Origin of the sequence: Aquipluma nitroreducens (genome assembly GCF_009689585.1) — a bacterium.
In the GTDB taxonomy this organism is placed as follows: domain Bacteria; phylum Bacteroidota; class Bacteroidia; order Bacteroidales; family Prolixibacteraceae; genus Aquipluma; species Aquipluma nitroreducens.
The window spans coordinates 3,396,085-3,414,118 of record NZ_AP018694.1 but is presented as its reverse complement, the minus strand read 5'-3'; the positions used below and the strand labels follow the sequence as shown (position 1 = coordinate 3,414,118).

General features: G+C 38.2%; 15 protein-coding genes. 11 read left to right on the top strand and 4 right to left on the bottom strand.

The annotated features are described in order from the left end of the window. From AQPE_RS14310 to AQPE_RS14260, 11 genes are all read left to right on the top strand, one after another. Positions 1 to 1,116, top strand: coding sequence for a glycosyltransferase (locus AQPE_RS14310; RefSeq protein ID WP_318347182.1), 1,116 nt, complete (start codon positions 1 to 3; stop codon positions 1,114 to 1,116). Between the two features lie 112 nt (positions 1,117 to 1,228). Beyond that, complete coding sequence (locus tag AQPE_RS14305; RefSeq protein WP_318347181.1) at positions 1,229 to 2,398, top strand: IS4 family transposase; 1,170 nt, start codon at positions 1,229 to 1,231, stop codon at positions 2,396 to 2,398. Between the two features lie 45 nt (positions 2,399 to 2,443). Then, a complete protein-coding gene (locus tag AQPE_RS14300) occupies positions 2,444 to 3,319 on the top strand; it encodes a hypothetical protein (protein ID WP_318347180.1) in 876 nt (291 codons plus the stop codon). Further along, the gene (locus AQPE_RS14295) at positions 3,316 to 4,419 is read left to right on the top strand and encodes a DegT/DnrJ/EryC1/StrS family aminotransferase (RefSeq protein WP_318347179.1); all 1,104 of its coding nucleotides are present in this window, start codon (positions 3,316 to 3,318) and stop codon (positions 4,417 to 4,419) included. The genes AQPE_RS14300 and AQPE_RS14295 overlap by 4 nt, the downstream gene beginning before the upstream one ends. A 48-nt stretch (positions 4,420 to 4,467) precedes the next feature. Next, positions 4,468 to 5,655 carry a glycosyltransferase family 4 protein gene (locus tag AQPE_RS14290; RefSeq protein WP_318347178.1) on the top strand — a complete coding sequence of 396 codons (1,188 nt, stop codon included), beginning with the start codon at positions 4,468 to 4,470 and terminating at the stop codon, positions 5,653 to 5,655. Between the two features lie 19 nt (positions 5,656 to 5,674). After that, positions 5,675 to 6,271, top strand: coding sequence for a sugar transferase (locus AQPE_RS14285; RefSeq protein WP_318347177.1), 597 nt, complete (start codon positions 5,675 to 5,677; stop codon positions 6,269 to 6,271). Further along, complete coding sequence (locus AQPE_RS14280) at positions 6,268 to 7,449, top strand: DegT/DnrJ/EryC1/StrS family aminotransferase (RefSeq protein WP_318347176.1); 1,182 nt, start codon at positions 6,268 to 6,270, stop codon at positions 7,447 to 7,449. The genes AQPE_RS14285 and AQPE_RS14280 overlap by 4 nt, the downstream gene beginning before the upstream one ends. A gap of 473 nt (positions 7,450 to 7,922) precedes the next feature. Further along, positions 7,923 to 10,013 (top strand): polysaccharide biosynthesis protein, encoded by a 2,091-nt coding sequence (locus AQPE_RS14275; protein ID WP_318347175.1) that lies wholly within the window; start codon positions 7,923 to 7,925, stop codon positions 10,011 to 10,013. 146 nt (positions 10,014 to 10,159) lie between these two features. Then, positions 10,160 to 11,128: a Kelch repeat-containing protein gene (locus tag AQPE_RS14270; protein ID WP_318347174.1), complete on the top strand. Its 969-nt coding sequence runs from the start codon at positions 10,160 to 10,162 to the stop codon at positions 11,126 to 11,128. Between the two features lie 325 nt (positions 11,129 to 11,453). Further along, positions 11,454 to 11,747 carry a GIY-YIG nuclease family protein gene (locus AQPE_RS14265; protein WP_318347173.1) on the top strand — a complete coding sequence of 98 codons (294 nt, stop codon included), beginning with the start codon at positions 11,454 to 11,456 and terminating at the stop codon, positions 11,745 to 11,747. A gap of 255 nt (positions 11,748 to 12,002) precedes the next feature. Beyond that, positions 12,003 to 13,415: a capsule assembly Wzi family protein gene (locus tag AQPE_RS14260; protein WP_318347172.1), complete on the top strand. Its 1,413-nt coding sequence runs from the start codon at positions 12,003 to 12,005 to the stop codon at positions 13,413 to 13,415. 107 nt (positions 13,416 to 13,522) lie between these two features. On the opposite strand, the gene AQPE_RS14255 is transcribed toward AQPE_RS14260, so the two are convergent. From AQPE_RS14255 to ftsA, 4 genes are read right to left on the bottom strand one after another with little or no spacing between them, the layout of a single operon-like run. Beyond that, the gene (locus AQPE_RS14255; RefSeq protein ID WP_318347171.1) at positions 13,523 to 13,972 is read right to left on the bottom strand and encodes a GatB/YqeY domain-containing protein; all 450 of its coding nucleotides are present in this window, start codon (positions 13,970 to 13,972) and stop codon (positions 13,523 to 13,525) included. Between the two features lie 12 nt (positions 13,973 to 13,984). Beyond that, positions 13,985 to 15,406 carry a cell division protein FtsZ gene (ftsZ, locus tag AQPE_RS14250; RefSeq protein ID WP_318347170.1) on the bottom strand — a complete coding sequence of 474 codons (1,422 nt, stop codon included), beginning with the start codon at positions 15,404 to 15,406 and terminating at the stop codon, positions 13,985 to 13,987. Positions 15,407 to 15,435: 29 nt separating this feature from the next. After that, the gene (ftsZ, locus tag AQPE_RS14245; RefSeq protein ID WP_318347169.1) at positions 15,436 to 16,719 is read right to left on the bottom strand and encodes a cell division protein FtsZ; all 1,284 of its coding nucleotides are present in this window, start codon (positions 16,717 to 16,719) and stop codon (positions 15,436 to 15,438) included. Positions 16,720 to 16,744: 25 nt separating this feature from the next. Then, on the bottom strand, positions 16,745 to 18,034 hold the full coding sequence (gene ftsA, locus AQPE_RS14240) for a cell division protein FtsA (protein WP_318347168.1): 1,290 nt from the start codon (positions 18,032 to 18,034) through the stop codon (positions 16,745 to 16,747).

Sequence of the window (18,034 nt, the reverse complement as noted above, 5' to 3'; positions counted from 1 at the left end):
ATGAAAAAATTAAAAATTTTACTATTAGCTGATAGTTCTTCCATTCACACCCAACGTTGGGCAAATTCTCTTAGTGAATCTGGAGTTGAAATTGCAATTTTTTCATTATGCGAATCTGTAGGTCATTACCACCAAGAAATAGAAATTTACACAAATGGATTTGATTCAAAATGGACAAATAGAAATAATAACATCTTTAGTAAAATTATATATCTTAAAACAATTAGAAATTTAAGGAAAGTAATTAAAGAATTTAAGCCTGATATTTTACATGCTCATTTTGCCACTAGCTATGGTTTATTGGGAGCATTGAGTAGATTTAAACCATTCATCATATCCGTTTGGGGTTCAGATATTTTTGAATTTCCTAGAAGAACATTAATAAACAATATCGTTCTTCGTTTTAATCTACTATTCCCCAAATGCATTCTATCAACGAGCCATATTATGGCAATTGAAACATCAAAATATACAAAAAAAAAGATACTTGTAACTCCTTTTGGAGTTGATATTTCAAAGTTTATGCAAAAGAGTAATTACAACAAAAATAGCACAATAGTATTTGGAACAATAAAAACGTTAGATCCAGTATATGGAATTGATACTTTAATTAAAGCATTTAATATCTCACACAACAAGTTGTTGTCAAAGAATATAAATAGTGAATTACATATTATAGGCGGAGGTCCCGAAGAATTAAAATTAAAAAAATTGGCAGAAGATTTAAATATTAACAACCAAATATTTTTTAAAGGCAAAATTCCGCACGAAGAAGTTCCTCAGCAACTGCAGAATTTCGATATTTTCGTTGCATTATCAAATAGCGAAAGCTATGGAGTAGCTATAGTAGAAGCATCATCATGCTCCCTTCCTGTTATTGTATCAAACGTAGGGGGATTACCTGAAGTTGTAGTAAACAACGAAACTGGGTTCATAATAGAACCAAGTAATCCAGAGGAAGCTGCTGCTAAAATGTTTGAATTAGGAATTGATAAAGAGAAAAGAGAAACATTTGGCAAGCAAGGTCGACATTTTGTTGAAGAAAACTATAATTGGGAAACGAATGTAAAACAAATGATTGAAATTTATAATAATAGTATCATTAATGGGTACTAAAAATTAAAAATCGTTCTTTGAAATTCTTTATTCATCGCATTTATAGCGTTTTTTTATAGCGTGACGATTTGAATTGACGATTAGATTTTAGCTTTAACAAAAGCACTATCTCATGAATCAAGGCAAATACATCTTCGCACAGCTTACAGATTTTTTACCTCTCCGAGTCTTTGATCGAATAGTTGAAAACCATCAAGGGAATAAATATGTCAGGCATTTTACATGCTGGAACCAGATGCTTTGTATGGTTTTCGGTCAACTCACTTCCAGAGACAGCATGCGTGATTTAATGTTGAGCCTTGAAGCTCATCAATCTAAGTATTATCATCTGGGTCTGGGATCGACCATCACCCGCAGAAACCTTGGCAAAGCGAACGAAAAACGTAGTTATAAAATCTTTGAAGAGTTTGCCTACGTTTTGATTGAAGAAGCCAGAAGGAGCTGCTATAAAGACGAATTCGAGATTGATGTTGATGGCAATATTTTTGCTTTGGATTCCACAACGATAGACCTGTGTTTAAGTGTCTTCTGGTGGGCTGAATTTAGAAAGCATAAAGGAGGGATTAAACTTCATACCATTTACGATGTGAAGACCTCCATACCAAGCTTTTTGCACATCACAACTGCCAGTGTTCACGATGTCAATATTTTGGATCTCATCCCTTATGAAACAGGGAGCTTTTACATTGTTGACAAAGGATACATCGATTTTAAGCGACTGTACAGATTGCACTTAAAAGGAGCGTTTTTTGTCACAAGAGCAAAAGACAACATGCGTTTTAAACGAATGTATTCCAGCGCAGTTGACAAAACAACCGGAGTCCTTTATGATCAAATAGGTCGGTTGGAAACATACTATTCCAGAAAAGACTATCCGGAAAAGCTGCGCAGGATCAAATATTACGATCAAAATCGGGACAGAACCTTCATCTTCATGACCAACAACACTGACCTGAAAGCCGAAGAAATTGCCATGTTGTACAAGAAACGCTGGGAAGTTGAACTGTTCTTCAAATGGATGAAACAGCACTTGAGGATCAAATCATTTTGGGGAACAACCATGAATGCTGTCAAAGTCCAAATTTATTGCGCGATCATTGCTTACTGTCTGATTGCCATTGTCGGTAACAAATTGAAAGTTGATCGCTCAATCTACGAAATACTACAGATTCTCAGCATCTCTCTACTCGACAAAGCGCCTGTAAGAGAAATACTTACAAAATGCGATTACAAGAATGTCAAAGAACTAAATTATAAACAATTAACAATCAGTGGGTTTTAAGTGCCCACTAGTGTAATAGTATCTAAATTTAAAATAGCAAAGAAAATGGTCAAAGAAGATATTATTGATATTTATATAAATGCTGGTTTTAATATAAAGAAAGTTAATAATTCTCACTTTTTAAGAAAAGATTTCATACTCTATTCCTTTCCTACTCTTATGGATTTTAAATTAGATAAAATCTTAATAAATAAATTAAAATGGAAATCAATTATTACTAATATCAAAATCAATTCAAAAATTAAGAATACGAATGAATATATCCTCAATGTAACTAATTATAGTATAGAGACATTTAGCTCAAAGACAAGAAATCAAATCAGAAAAAGCCTTAAAGAATGTATCTTCAAAAGACCTAGTTTAAATGATTTAATTGAGTATGGATTAAAAATTAATCAACAGACCTTAGAACGCCAAAAAAGAAAAGAAGAACATTTGATTAATTATAGATTCTGGCCCAATTATATATCAACATTTTACAATAACCCAAATGTTATTGTATTAGGTGCGTATATAGAAGAATCAATGATTGGATATATAATTTGTTATGAGATCGACACAAAATATACAATTTTACATCCTTTTTTTGATAAGGGTTATTCATCGTCAAATCCAATGCTTGGATTGATTTACACGCTTGTGAATTTAATCCTTGAAAAAGAGAACTCAATATTACTTTCATATGGTATTGAATCGTTTGAGGCAAATAGTAGTCTCGACAGATTTAAAAGATCTTTACAATTCGTTCCAATTCCAGCAACAAGAGTTTACATAATTCATCCTTTGATATTATTTTCTTTAAAAATCTTAGTTTTTTTTATAATAAAATTTGGAAGCTCCAGGACCAAAAGGAAGAAAAAAGTACAAAAAATAATAAATCTTTATCAAGGATATCGAATAATAAAAAAAACAATCAGATGAGATTTGTTCCTCGCTATTTTCAAGAAATTTCTTTTCTTTCTTTTATGAAAATCCCATTATCTTCCCCCCAGAAGGAAGATAATTTTACCTTTTTTCTTAACTCAGCTAGAGGTTCTATTAAATGGGTACTTAAAAATCTTAATGTGTTTTATAATAAAACATATAAAATGGGGGTTCCTTGTTATTCTTGCTTTTCAATAATACAATCAATAATAGAATCAGATAACATCCCAGTCTTATTAGATATTAATCCGCTGTGTTTTGAGTTGACAAATGAAGAAAAACTATCGCTCAATAAAATTGACATTTTACTTTGGATCAATTATTTCGGATTTAAGTACAATCATAAACTTCAAAAAATAAGGGAAGAATATCCACATCTAATAATAATAGAAGACTGTAGCCATGTTGATTTCCGTGATTTTAAACGGAACTCTGACACATTATTTTCTCAGTTTTATATTTTTAGTTTTAATTTTCGAAAACCAATTGTAACTGGGGGAGGTAGTGCTCTAATAGTCAAAACCAATTATGATTTTTCTGATTTTTTAAAAAAAGAAATGCGTGTATTGCCAACACAAAAAATAGGCATTACTAATTGGATTAAAATCTTAGGCAAAAACATTGCATATAATAGTTTTGTATTCCCAATTGTTAAAAAGTCTATATCTTCGAAAAGATCAAAATCATTTAACCTTAGCATTCCTTTAATCGATGTAAAAAAAATGGATTTAAATCAAAGACGATTATTTACTGTTCAACTAAAATCTAATCAAAGCATTAATCGTTATAAACAAGCAACAATAAATTACTTTCGTATTTTGGGACTTGATTATCCCAAGCATTCATTTGGCTCAAATTGCTATTTTCCTATACCAAAATCAAATCAGATTTATGAATATTTAGATACATATATTTTATGGGAGAATTTGTATGAAAACTACAAACTATTTAATATTTGCATATCAAAAGAAGAGTTCCCTATAACATTTCATTTTTTTGAAAATTACACTTTCCTCCCGGCCAAATTTTTTCATATGAATTCAAATATTCATAATTTCCATAGCATTTACCCAAGTCAAAACAACGAAATAACATAAATGCACATCTTATACATAGATCATTACGCTGGATCACCTCAAAATGGGATGGAATTCAGACCATATTATTTAGCAAAAGAATGGATAAGGCAAGGGCATCAAGTTACCATAATAGGTGCTAATTTTTCACATTTAAGAAATCAACAGCCCCAAATAAAGGAAGATTTAGAATCCGAAAACAACGATGGTATTATTTACCTTTGGTTAAAGACACCACGCTATCAAGATTCTGGTATAAAAAGGATTGCAAATATGCTCACCTTCGTTTTTAAACTTTTTAAATACCGAAAGAAAATTATAGAACAAACGTCTCCTGACATTGTAATTGCCTCATCAACCTATCCATTAGATGTTTATCCAGCTTATTCAATCGCGAAAAGAAATAAGGCAAAACTTGTTTTTGAACTTCACGACATGTGGCCATTATCTCCAATGCTCATTGGTGGATATTCTAAATATCATCCTTTTATTTGGCTCATGCAACGGGCTGAGAATTTTGCTTGTAAAAATTGCGATTTCTATGTCTCGCTTTTGGGTAATGCAAAAGATTATCTCGTGCAACACGGTTTAAAAAAAGAAAAATTCTTTCATGTTCCCAATGGGTTTTTAATGGAAGAAATGGATTTGGGATCAGCAGACCTACCTTACCAGCATCAAGCCTTATTGACAAAATTGCGAAATGAAGAGAAGCTTATCATTGGCTATGCCGGGGGACACGCCCCCTCCAACGCGCTAAAAAATCTGGTTTTAGCAGCAAAAGACATTAACAAAGACAATAAGGTTGCGTTTGTTCTGGTTGGTAATGGCACACAAAAAGAGGAGCTAATGCAAATGGCAAACGGCAATCATTTAAGCAATGTTCATTTTTTACCTTCCATTGCTAAAACTTCAATTCCCATCTTATTAAGCCAATTTGATATTCTTTATGCGGGTGGTACCCGTAGTATTTTACACTCGTATGGTACCTCCTACAATAAAATAACTGATTATATGCTGGCTGAAAAACCAATTATTTTTGCTGTGGACGAACCCAATAGTTTAATCGAAAAAACAGAATGTGGCATTCAAATCCCTGCGGAAGATAAAAGAGAACTGGTAAATGCGATCAAGTTAATTTCAGAAATGTCTATCGAAGAAAGAACCAAAATGGGGATAAAAGGTCGTGAATACGCAATGCAGGAATTAAATTACAGTTCATTGGCAAAGAAATTTATTGAAATAATCAACAAATTCTAAGCTTTCCATCAAAAGAATCATGGTCATCAAACGAATCTTCGACATTTCATCATCATTTCTAGGCTTAATCATCATATCACCTATATTGTTTATCGTCGCTTTATCTATTATGATTCTGATGCCTGGACCTGTACTTTTCATCCAAACCCGTATCGGTAAAGGAGGCAAAGAGTTTCGCTTACTGAAGTTTCGTACCATGTTGGTTAAACCAAAAACTTCGGAAGGCAGTTTCGATGCCGGTGATCAATCGAGAATTACCGCCTTGGGTAAGATTTTGCGAAAGACCAAACTGGATGAAATACCTCAGCTAATCAATGTTTTAAGAGGAGATATGTCGTTGGTTGGGCCACGTCCGGAAGTCAGAAAATGGACAGAAGTTTATCCCGAACAATGGACGATTGTTCACAAGGTTCTGCCTGGAATTACTGATAATGCCTCCATTGAATTTCGAAATGAAGAAGAATTGCTGGCAGAATCCTCCAACCCCGAAGAAACATACAAAAATGTCATTCTTCCGCGCAAATTATATATATATATCAAGTACGTTAATCATCATTCCTTTGGGGGAGATTTGATGATCATTATACGAACTATTCAATCCGTTATTTTAAAATGAGTAATAAATTAAAGATACCTTTTGCCAAAGTACCTGTCAACGGTAACGAATTTAAATACATCAAAGAAGTACTCGATAGTGGATGGCTAACTACCGCAGGTAAAGCTGTTGAATTCGAAAGAAAGTTTGCTGAACAGGTAAACGCCAAACATGCTTGTGTCGTTAACTCTTGCACTGCAGCACTTCATTTAGGATTAGATGCGCTGGGCGTTCAATCCGGCGATCAGGTGTTTGTGCAGTCAATGACATTCACCGCTTCGGCAGAAATTATTCGTTATCTAAATGCCGACCCAGTATTTCTTGATGTGGAATATGGAACCAACCTGATTACACCTGAAATTCTTCAGGAGGCCATTCGAAAACACCCGAATGTCAAATACCTAGTTCTTGTTCATTTTGGAGGTCAGGCTGCTGCGATGACCATTCCCGGACAAGAGGGAATTCTGGATATTTGTAAAAAGAACGACATTAAAATATTGGAAGATGCTGCACATGCTTTCCCTACCCGCCTTAACGGGAAAATGATTGGAGGTTTTGGCGACATTACCTGTTTCAGTTTTTATGCCAACAAAACCATTACCACAGGAGAGGGTGGAATGTTGACTACCGATAATGATGAACTTCATGCACGGGTAAAAACGATGCGATTACATGGAATTAACCGGGATATCTGGGATCGTTTCACGAGTACAAAACCATCCTGGGAATATGATGTGGTTGAGGCCGGTTATAAGTACAACATGCCCGACATTAATGCAGCAATTGGTTTAGCTCAATTAGAAAAAGCAGAGGAATACAGGAAAGAAAGACAAACCGTGGCCGAATTTTATTACAAAAACCTCTCAGGAATAGACTTGATCGATTTACCGGTATGTCATGTTCCATTCGAAGATCATTCCTGGCATTTATTTCCCATTGTTATCAAAGAGAATTCACCCATTGGCAGAAATGAATTCATTGAGAAGATGGCTGAATCTGGCATCGGTACTTCGGTACATTACAAACCACTACACCGTATGACTTATTACAAGCAGAAATATGACCTGAATCCGGAAGATTATCCGAATACCGAAAAAACCTGGAAAGGAAATGTTTCTCTACCAATATTTCCATACATGAGTGAGGAGGAAACAGCCTATGTATGTGAATCAGTTAAGAGAATTTTAGGTTATTCATAAGATTTAACGATTAGATTGTTTCACTGTAGTCGCAATAACAATACGCACTGTCAACAACAAAAATTCGTCAGACGATTTTCATTTTGATATTCAATTCTATTCGAATAGAAGAGTTACATTTTAAAAAGATTTCGTTAAGAAAAGAATAATTTCTCATTCATATCCCAAAACAAGCCACTCGTTTAAGAAAACTGACCGTTCACTTAGAATTAAGGTTCCCATTGCCAGTCAATGGTTTTTTGGGACCCTATTATCGTTAAATTTGAAATCGATAAATTTTGTAGATCTTAATATAAGCTTAGGTGTAACTCATACTAAGTTTCGCAATTAAACGTTTCTACAAAAAGAGGATCACCATTCATTTTCTGAAGAAATAAATAAAATGCAGTAAGGCTAGAATTAATTTATTTAACAACACGCGCAACCATTAGCTTTATCTATACATCTATTATTACAAGAATAAAACTTATAATATGAGAATCAAATTAAAGGAATTAATTGACAGAGGATTCTTACCCCGCTGGATAATTCTGATGGTAGATTTTGCCATTGCTTCATCATCCTTTTTATTGACATACCTACTACGCTATAATCTCTTTTCAGAACACGTTGATGTCCCCATGATGTTGATCCAATTCATGACAGGGCTTCCTTTTTTTATACTTGCAGCACTCATTTTCAAACCTCACAGGGGAATACTTCGGCATTCGACTATGCAAGATGCGGTTATTGTCGCCAAAGCTCATCTGTTGTTTTCCGGAGGTTATTTTTTTCTAAGTATTTTTGGGCATAATATAGCCGAAATACTACTAATTCCCTGGTCAGTTATCATTGTGCACTATTTCCTTTCGGTTTTTCTAATGGTATCATTCCGCCTTGGAGTACAATTTACTTACCGAAATTTAATTGCCAAACCAAACGACACCATCAACATCATGATATATGGTGCTGGTGTGATGGGAAGCATCGCCAAAAGTGTAATCATTAAAGACACCAATATCCATTATAATATTATTGGTTTTATTGACGACAATCCCAGTCTCTGGAAAAGTCGCGTTGGAGGAGTGAAGGTCTTTTCTCCTGAAAAGGCTTTCGGGCATGTGATTCAGGAACAAAAAGTTCAGGAAATGATACTGGCCATATCGGGTCCGAAGGTTGAAATTAGACGAAAACGGGAAATAGTTGACCAATGTCTGGCCAATCGACTGAAAGTAAGAGAAGTGTCTGATCCGTCCAACTTAATCGATGGGAAACTGGACGAAGGGAAAATCACCAATGTACGAATTGAAGACCTGTTAGGAAGGGAATCTATTTCCATGAAAGTGGAGTCAATAAGTCAGGGTATTGCGGGAAAACGTGTTATGGTAACCGGAGGTGCTGGATCCATTGGTTCTGAGATTGTCAGGCAATTGGTGTATCTCAATCCTGAAAGTATAACGATTATTGATCAAGCTGAATCAGCCATCTTTGAAATCAAGAACGAAATTTTACCAATACTTGGTCAGGTTCAATTGCATACTTATGTTGCCGATGTGACGAATGCAATTAAGTTGCGCAAGATCTTTGGCATTTGTCAACCCCAAATTATCTATCATGCAGCCGCCTACAAACATGTACCGATTATGGAGTTTCAACCCTACGAGGCGATACGAAATAATGTTGGTGGAACAAGGAATATCGCTGATCTTTCGGTAGAATTTGGCGTAGAAAAGTTTGTGATGATATCAACGGACAAGGCAGTGAATCCTACCAACGTGATGGGAGCCACCAAACGCATTTGCGAAATCTATATTCAAGCCATATCTCAGCGTCCCGGAATGAAAACCCAGTTTATAACCACTCGGTTTGGCAATGTATTGGGTTCGAATGGTTCAGTTATTCCTATCTTCAAAAGGCAAATTAGTAATGGAGGACCTGTTACGGTAACGCACAAAGATATTATCCGCTACTTTATGACCATTCCGGAAGCCTGCCAATTGGTTATGGAAGCTGGATTTATGGGAAATGGTGGAGAAATTTATCTCTTCGATATGGGAGAACCTGTCCGTATTTACGATTTAGCTGAGCGAATGATCTCATTGTCTGGCTTTATTCCTCATCGTGATATACAAATTATGGAAACAGGCCTACGCCCGGGAGAAAAATTGTATGAGGAATTACTCGCCGATAAGGAAGAAACGCTACCAACAGGCAATAAGAAGATCATGATTGGAAAAATCAGACCACAAAATTATGAAGCATCTAAAGCCAGTATCCTTGAATTACTGAAGAATCTGGATGAGGAAGATGAGTGGCAGATTGTTACGCGGATGAAAAAAATTGTTCCTGAATTCGAATCGAAAAACTCACAATTTGAGGTACTGGATCAATTTTTAACACCAAGTCATCAGGATTCAACCATATTAACCTCTAACCCGATGATTAACAATACTGAATTCTCCGGGTTTCGTGATAAAAAGGGAAATGAGCAAGCATTAAAACCTCCAGTAAAAAAGAATGGCAAGACTATTATTACGAAATTGGTTGAAACATTTAACATTTTGACATTTAATCTATTTTATTAGCTTTTTAGTCTTACGCAATGAGAATACAATTCATGTTGCATTTCATTAGCAGACAAACCCCTTATTCAAATATTCCCACATGAAATCCTTTATCACCGCCAAAATTTGGTCGCTAGAGGATTTCAATTTTTATATCATACGATTATATGGATTTTAAAATAAGGCATTGGTGCCTGCTTTTGTGTATTCTTATTTCAGGTGCCTGTCAAAAATTTGAATCAACGCCCATCAGCGATTGGACGCAGCTAAATGACTTTCCGGGAGAGGCGCGTGCTTCGGCTACCTCTTTTACCTGGCAGGACAAAGCATACGTCTGCTTGGGGCGATCGGGTTGGAAAGTTGATTTTCTGAATGACCTTTGGGAATATGACAGTCAAACTGACCAATGGACACGCAAAGCAGATTTCCCTGGCGCGGCAAGAGTAAAAGCAATCGGAGCAGTAATCGGGGATAAAGCTTATGTTGGTCTGGGTGCTATTGCACCCTATACAGGTCCCATCTACAAAGATCTTTGGGAATATGATTTAAAAAACGATACCTGGAAACAAGTAGCATCATTCCCCGGGGAAGCCTCGAACGATTTATTCTATGCAGTAATTGATGATTGTATTTATACAACCGAAGGCTATACAAGTACACAATATAAACCGGACACATACAAATACAATCCAAAGACCAACGAATGGACACGTCTGAAAGATTGCCCCGTAAAGCGTTCGGGAACGGCAGGATTTGCAATCGGAAAGAATTTTTATGTTGGTACAGGCTTTGACAGTGAACGGTATAAAGACTTTTACTGTTACTCTACCGAAACTGACAGTTGGAACAGAGTAGCCGATTTACCGAAGGCACGTGTTCTATCGAAAGGATTATCAATTAACGGACTAGGCTACATTATGCTGGGACGCTATTGGAACGGATCATTGAATGGGGGCAGATTACTCTCGGATGTCGTTAGTTATGATCCTGCAACCAATGAATGGACAAAGTGCGGCGATTTTCCTGGTGGTGCCCGGCAAAACGTTGTTGCGTTTACACTCAACGGGAAAGGCTATGTTGTGGGAGGTGAAGATGATGTTGAACGGGAATCGGATGTTTGGATGTTCCAACCCTAAATATAAGTTAGCACCGCAATATTATTCGATAGATTGCTTCACTAGGTTCGCAATATCGGAAATATATTTCGGAACGTCATTGCGAGCGAAATGAAATGGAGCGTGGCAATCTTATCAAATAACAGATTACTTCGCTAAACTCATGATGATGAAAAATTGAACAGATTGCTACAATGCGTTCGCAATGATGAAACCACGTTCGCATTGACTAGTACAAAAAAGGATTGCCACATTCCGCTGCGCTCCATTCACAATGACGGCAACCATCATAAACGCGCCATTGCGAGGGAGGTAAGACCGAAGCAATCTCAAACAACAATGCACCATGGAACGAGGAGGCTACATATATATCTTAACCAACAAGAAACATACAGTACTTTATACCGGAGTAACCAGTAATCTGATGAACCGTCTATATGAACGCAGAAATGGACTGTACCAAAAATCGTTCACTTCGCGATACAACGTAACAAAGCTTGTTTATTATGAAGGATTTATCCACATCGAAGAAGCCATTGCACGGGAAAAACAAATCAAAGCAGGTTCGCGTCAGAAAAAACTGGATTTGATAAACGGATTTAACTCCAACTGGGAAGACCTAACTGATACCATCGAATAACGGATTGCTTCACTACGTTCGCAATGACGGGAACCATTATCAAAGCGTCATTGCGAGGAGGTACGACGAAGCAATCTGATATTGAACAGCAGATTGCTTCATTTCGCTACACTTCATTCGCAATCACGGCGCAAAATAGAACGTCATTGCGAGGACGATGAAAGAGAACGCGGCAATCTTATCGAAATACAGATTGCTTCACTCCGTTCGCAATGACGTCACAAAATACAACCCTAGTAATAGAAAGGCTCCTATATGAAAATCAAATATTATCAAACGCTGATCCTTATATTGGTTTCGGTAATACTACAGGCTCAAAGTCGCTCCGATTCAATCGCTTATTCAATTAATTCCAGATTTACCGGAGGAACAGGATCTTACGCTCCTTTTTTATCAACCACAAACCAATACGATCGATTCGACATTTCACCCAACTCATTAACGGTATGGGGAACTTTGCATAAAGAAGTAAAAAAGCAAAAGACCTTTGATTACGAATTTGGAGTAGAACTAGACGGAAATATTTCAACCGCAAGAAGCCGTTTTTTCCCCGGAGAAATCTATGCTCAGGGCAAAATATACTTTCTGAATGTTAATGCAGGTTCTAAACGTGAGGTGTTTGGCAACCAGGACGAAGAACTTTCGAGCGGAGGAATGTTGTGGTCGCAAAACAGCAGACCCATGCCCAAATTGTCAATCCAATCGGATGGATATGTCGAAGTACCTTACACCAAAGGATATCTAGAGATCAAAGGAGGACTTTCGCATGGGTGGTTTGAAAATCAAAAAGACCTTAAAGGGCTATTGCTTCACCATAAATACGCCTATATCCGAATGGGCGGTTCGTTTCCGGTTAACTTATCGTATGGTGTGCAACATGTAGCCCAATGGGGTGGCCGATCAGATGTTTATGGATCAATGCCTGCCACGCTGGATAATTATCTCCGCATTTTCTTGGGAAAAAGTGGTAACTCAACGGCCAACTGGTCCGATCAGGAGAATGCCCTGGGAAATCACATTATCTCCCAAAATCTGGGCCTAGATCTGAAATTTAAAGCTGCAATTGTCTCCTTTTATTGGCAAAGCATTGCAGAAGATGCTCCAGTACAAAAGTTCATTACCAACACTCCCACGATTGAAGATGGATTGTGGGGAATGTCGGTCAAGCTACCCAGATTTCAGCCTTTAAATCATTTTGTATTTGAATATTTGAGTACTACCGATCAAAGTGGTCCTTGGCACGATCTGGATGGTGTTATTTATGGTGGTCAGGACGGTTATTATACGAACGGCTTAATTCCCAACGGATGGAGCTACAAAGGAATGACGATTGGAAATCCATGGCTTACTTCTCCGAAATACAACAAAGATGGATCAACTTCGATAGTCAATAACACCGTCAGGCTTTATTATTTCTCCGGAAAAGGAACGGTTAAATCCGTCAATTATAGATTAACATTGGCTTATTCTGAAAATTACGGGCATACTGCGCCCATTTATACAAGTTTCGTGAAACAATTTTCTTGGCAACTGGAGACTTCAACTGCTGCTAAATTTGTAAAGGATACACAGATAAGCCTTGGAATTTCAGGAGATCGGGGTTCGATGTATGGAAACAACCTTGCTGTAATACTCGGAGTTTCGTATTCCGGATTTTGGAAGTTTTAATTTCAAGTCATACAACATCTAAAAATAGAAAGCGGGCCTCTGCCCGCTTTCCTTTTTTCCACCCCAAATGCACAAAACCTGAGATTTCAAGTCCCGACATTCTATCTTTAGCTTAACAACGCTTTTACTTTATCTGAGATGTCTTTCCCTTCGGCTAGTCCAGCCAGCTTTTTGGATGCAATTCCCATTACTTTACCCATATCTTTCATTCCAGCGGCACCCACTTCTGCAATAATTGACTGGATGTTTTCAGTTAATTCAGCATCCGACATTTTTGCAGGAAGATAGGCTTCAAAAATCTGAACCTGAAACATTTCCTGCTCATACAGATCGGTACGGCCTTGTTCTTTATAAATTGCAGCAGAATCGGCTCCCTGTTTGGCCAGCTTCGAGATAATTTTCAGGCATTCCTGATCGGTTAATTCTCCTGTTGCACCTGCAGCCGATTTAGCTTCAATCATTACTTTTTTGATTCCACGTAAAGCTTCGAGTTTTTCCTTCTCTTTAGCCTTCATCGCAACCAAAATATCACTACTTATCTGTTCAAATAAACCCATCTTGTAAAAAAATTAATCGACGTTATCGTGCAAATACGAATTATTGTCACGTAAAACTACATTATTATTTTCATCCGGAGAAATAGAAAACCTTGAAAATTTTTCATCTACTTTTTTTTTAAAGCTGAACAGCTTTGAATTCTTTCTGCGGTATGCCGGGATATTTTCCAGTTCATCAACAGCCTCCTCCGAAGTGTGAGTAAAATCAACCGGTTCAGTGGCTTCGCTATACGATTCTTTCTTGGCATTGTTGCTTCCATACAACTCCTCGAATTCATCGTAACCGCCAGCATTGATTTCAAATTCGAAGGTTTTTTGCTTCACATTTTTCGATCCGTACAATTCATTTTCAACCGACGATTTAACTTCGGTTTTGGTTTTTGGAATGATGTCCATCGGATCATCCATCAAGGTATGATAAGTCTTTTCCTGGTTCTGATTGATCACCATTTCAGGAATACTGCTTGTACTGAAGCCGGTAGCAATAATAGTCACCGAAATTTTATCGCCCAGCGCTTCGTCAACACCATTTCCCCAAATTAAGTCAGCGGAATTACCAGCCTTTTCCTGAACGAAGTCGGTAATGTCACCAATTTCATCCATCGTAATTTCTTCAATTCCTGAAGTAATATTCAACAGGATGTTGCGAGCTCCCATGATGTCGTTGTTGTTGAGCAAAGGCGAATTTAAAGCCTGTTCAACCGCAATAACAGCACGATTAACTCCTGAAGCGATTCCGGTTCCCATCAATGCCACACCGCTGTTTCTCATTACTGTTTCCACATCGGCAAAGTCAACGTTGATATAGCCAGGCACAGTAATGATTTCAGCGATTCCCTTCGCTGCAGTCGTCAAAATGTTATCGGCTTTGGCAAAAGCATCCGATATTTTTGAATCGCCGTACATTTCGCGTATGCGTTCGTTGTTGATCACCAGCAACGAATCGACATGAGCTTCCATGGCAGCAATACCTTCAACGGCCTGTTTGATGCGGCGACGTCCTTCATTCCGGAAAGGAATTGTTACAATACCAACAGTTAATATGCCAAGCTCGCGGGCAGCCTGCGCAATAACTGGCGCTCCTCCGGTACCAGTACCACCACCCATTCCGGCAGTAATAAATACCATTTTGGTATTGTTTCGAAGCACCTGCTTAACATCTTCGATATTTTCAATTGCTGAATCACGACCTGTTTCTGGTTTATTTCCTGCTCCGCGGCCTTCTGTAAGCGAAGAACCCAACTGAACTTTATACGGAACCGGACTATTTATTAATGCCTGGGCATCGGTATTGCAAACCATAAAATCCACATCACGAATACCTTGATAATACATGTGATTTACGGCATTTCCACCGCCGCCACCTACTCCGATTACCTTGATGATTGAACCGGAATTTACGGTTAAATCAAAATTCATAATTTCGTTTGACATGATCGTCTATTTTATTTCGTGTTTATACTTTATTGATTTGTATTCTCTTCCGAAACAGGTGTATCAGAATTGTCTTTATCGTCAAAGAATTTAGTAAACTGCCTAAAAAACCATCCATCCACATTGGCACTTTCCGGATCATCTGCCAATTGTTTCTTTTCTTTTCTTGTTTTCTTTTTCGGTTTTGCGGTATATGCCTGTGCGCGAACCGGTTCTTCTTTTGGTTCGACCGGTTCGTTCTTCAGAAACAAATTATCGTCTTCCAGATTGATTTCGAACCCAGATTCTTCATTCAGCAATTCAACCATCTCAACCGGAGGCTGAAACAAACGGTTTGGATTAATATCGAATCCGGTAGCAATAATGGTTACACTGATCTGGTCCCCCAGCTTTGGATCGGTACCATTTCCCCAGATAATGGTAGCGTCCTGACCTGCTTCATCCTGCAAATAATCGATGATCTCGCCAATTTCACTCATGGTAATTTCTTCGGTTCCGGAGATAATGTTGAGCAGAATGTCTTTTGTTCCACGGATGCTGCTGCTATCGAGCAATGGCGATTCGAGCGCCTGCCTAACCGCATTCATGGCACGGTTCGGCCCTTCGGCTAATCCAGTTCCCATAATGAAAACCTCACTTCCAGCCATCACCGTACTAACGTCGGCAAAGTCGATATTGATATTTCCGTGAAGTGTTATAATTTCGGCAACTCCTTTTACCGCAGTGGTTATGATATTGTCAGCTTTCTTAAATGCCTGTGATGCGGGGAGATTGCCGTATATTTTATGAAGCTTTTCGTTGCTAATAACCAACATGCTGTCCACATGTTCCTTCAACTTTTCAACCCCTTCAAGCGCCTGATCGAACCTTCGTTTCCCTTCAGAACGTGAAGGAATAGTTACAACGGCAATGGTCAGAATTTCTAATTCGCGCGCTAGTCGGGCAATCACAGGGGCAGCACCAGTTCCGGTTCCGCCTCCCATTCCGGCGGTAATAAACACCATTTTGGTTGTCCCCTCCAGCATTTCGCGAATGTCGTCCAGGTTTTCGATGGCAGCCTGCTCTCCCTGTTCCGGAAGATTGCCCGCACCCCGACCTCCGGTGAGGGTTACCCCGAGCTGTATTCTTACCGGCACAGGATTGTTTTGCATCGCCTGTGCATCCGTATTGCAAACCATGAAATTTACACCTTCAATGCCCTCTTCAAACATGTTTTTGACGGCATTACACCCACCTCCGCCAACACCAATGACCTTGATAATGGAGGAATTTGCGCGTTCTAATCCGAAGTTAAATAGTTCATCAATAATCATAAGGCAGACTTGATTATATTTATTCTTAAGTCATTTCCGTATCAGCAGGGACTTCTTCAAAAAAACCAATTACACCCTGAACAATTTTATTTTGCATTTTCGATAATATTCCAGGCTCATTCGACTTTTCTTTCCTCATTTTCCTACGTCCTTTTTTCCCGTACAAGCCTTCTTCCTCGGCAGCCATTTTAAGTAAACCCAATGCCGTTGCAAACCGTGGATCGTCGATGCTCTTCCGGACAACAAATGTATTCAGGTTTGGTTTTCCTATACGGACATCGAATCCAGTATGAAACTTAACCAATTGTCCCAAATTAGGCAACAAGGAAGTGCCACCTGTAATTACAATTCCGGCACCAAGTTTATCGACGTAACCTGATTTGCGTATCTGGTAGAAAAATTGAACCACAATCTCTTCCATCCTAGCCTGAATAATGTGAGCCAGACTTTTAAACGATATCTGCTTGGGTTCCCAACCGTTAATTGGAATGGTTACCACTTTATCTTCCGGAGCAAAATCGGCCATCGCCTGTCCAAACTGAACTTTCAGCGATTCGGCCTGTCTAACAGTTATGGAACAGCCTTCTTTAATGTCCATGGTGACCACATTCCCTCCAAACGGAACCATCGAGGTATGACAAAGTACACCTTCATAAAAAATAGAAATCTTAGTTGTTCCGCCACCGATGTCAACCAACGCGACTCCGGTTTCTTTTTCTTCTTCGGTTAATACCACTTCGGAAGAGGCAATCGGATCGAGAATAGCATTCTGAACCTGGATTGAACCACGATCGAAACACATGGCAATGTTGCGCTGATAAGAATCAGGAGCAATATGAACTTTAAAATTAGCTTCAATTTTCTCACAGATTGAACCTACCGGATTGGTTATTCCTGATTCCCCATCAATGGTATAAAACTCAGAATTCGTGTGATATATCGACATTCCTTCTGTCAGGTTAATCTGACGAGCCATTTGCATCATCTGGTCGATATCGGATTCCGACACACAATGATCGCGGCCAAACACTTTTTGCTGACGCGTTGTTTGAGTTGTGAGTTGCTGCCCCGAAATGTTTACAAAAACGGTTTCGATGTCCTGTCCGCTTTCTTTTTCTGCCTGTCCAAGAGCATCGCTGATAGCGGCAAAAGCTTCTTCAACATTCAGAACAACGCCCCGTTTAACGCCTCTCGATGCACTATGTCCAAGTCCAACAATCTGGATTTTTCCCTCTTCGTTCTTTTTCCCGGCAAGGGCCACAATTTTTGTAGATCCGATATCTACTGCTGCAAAAATTTTCTCGTTCTTGTCCAT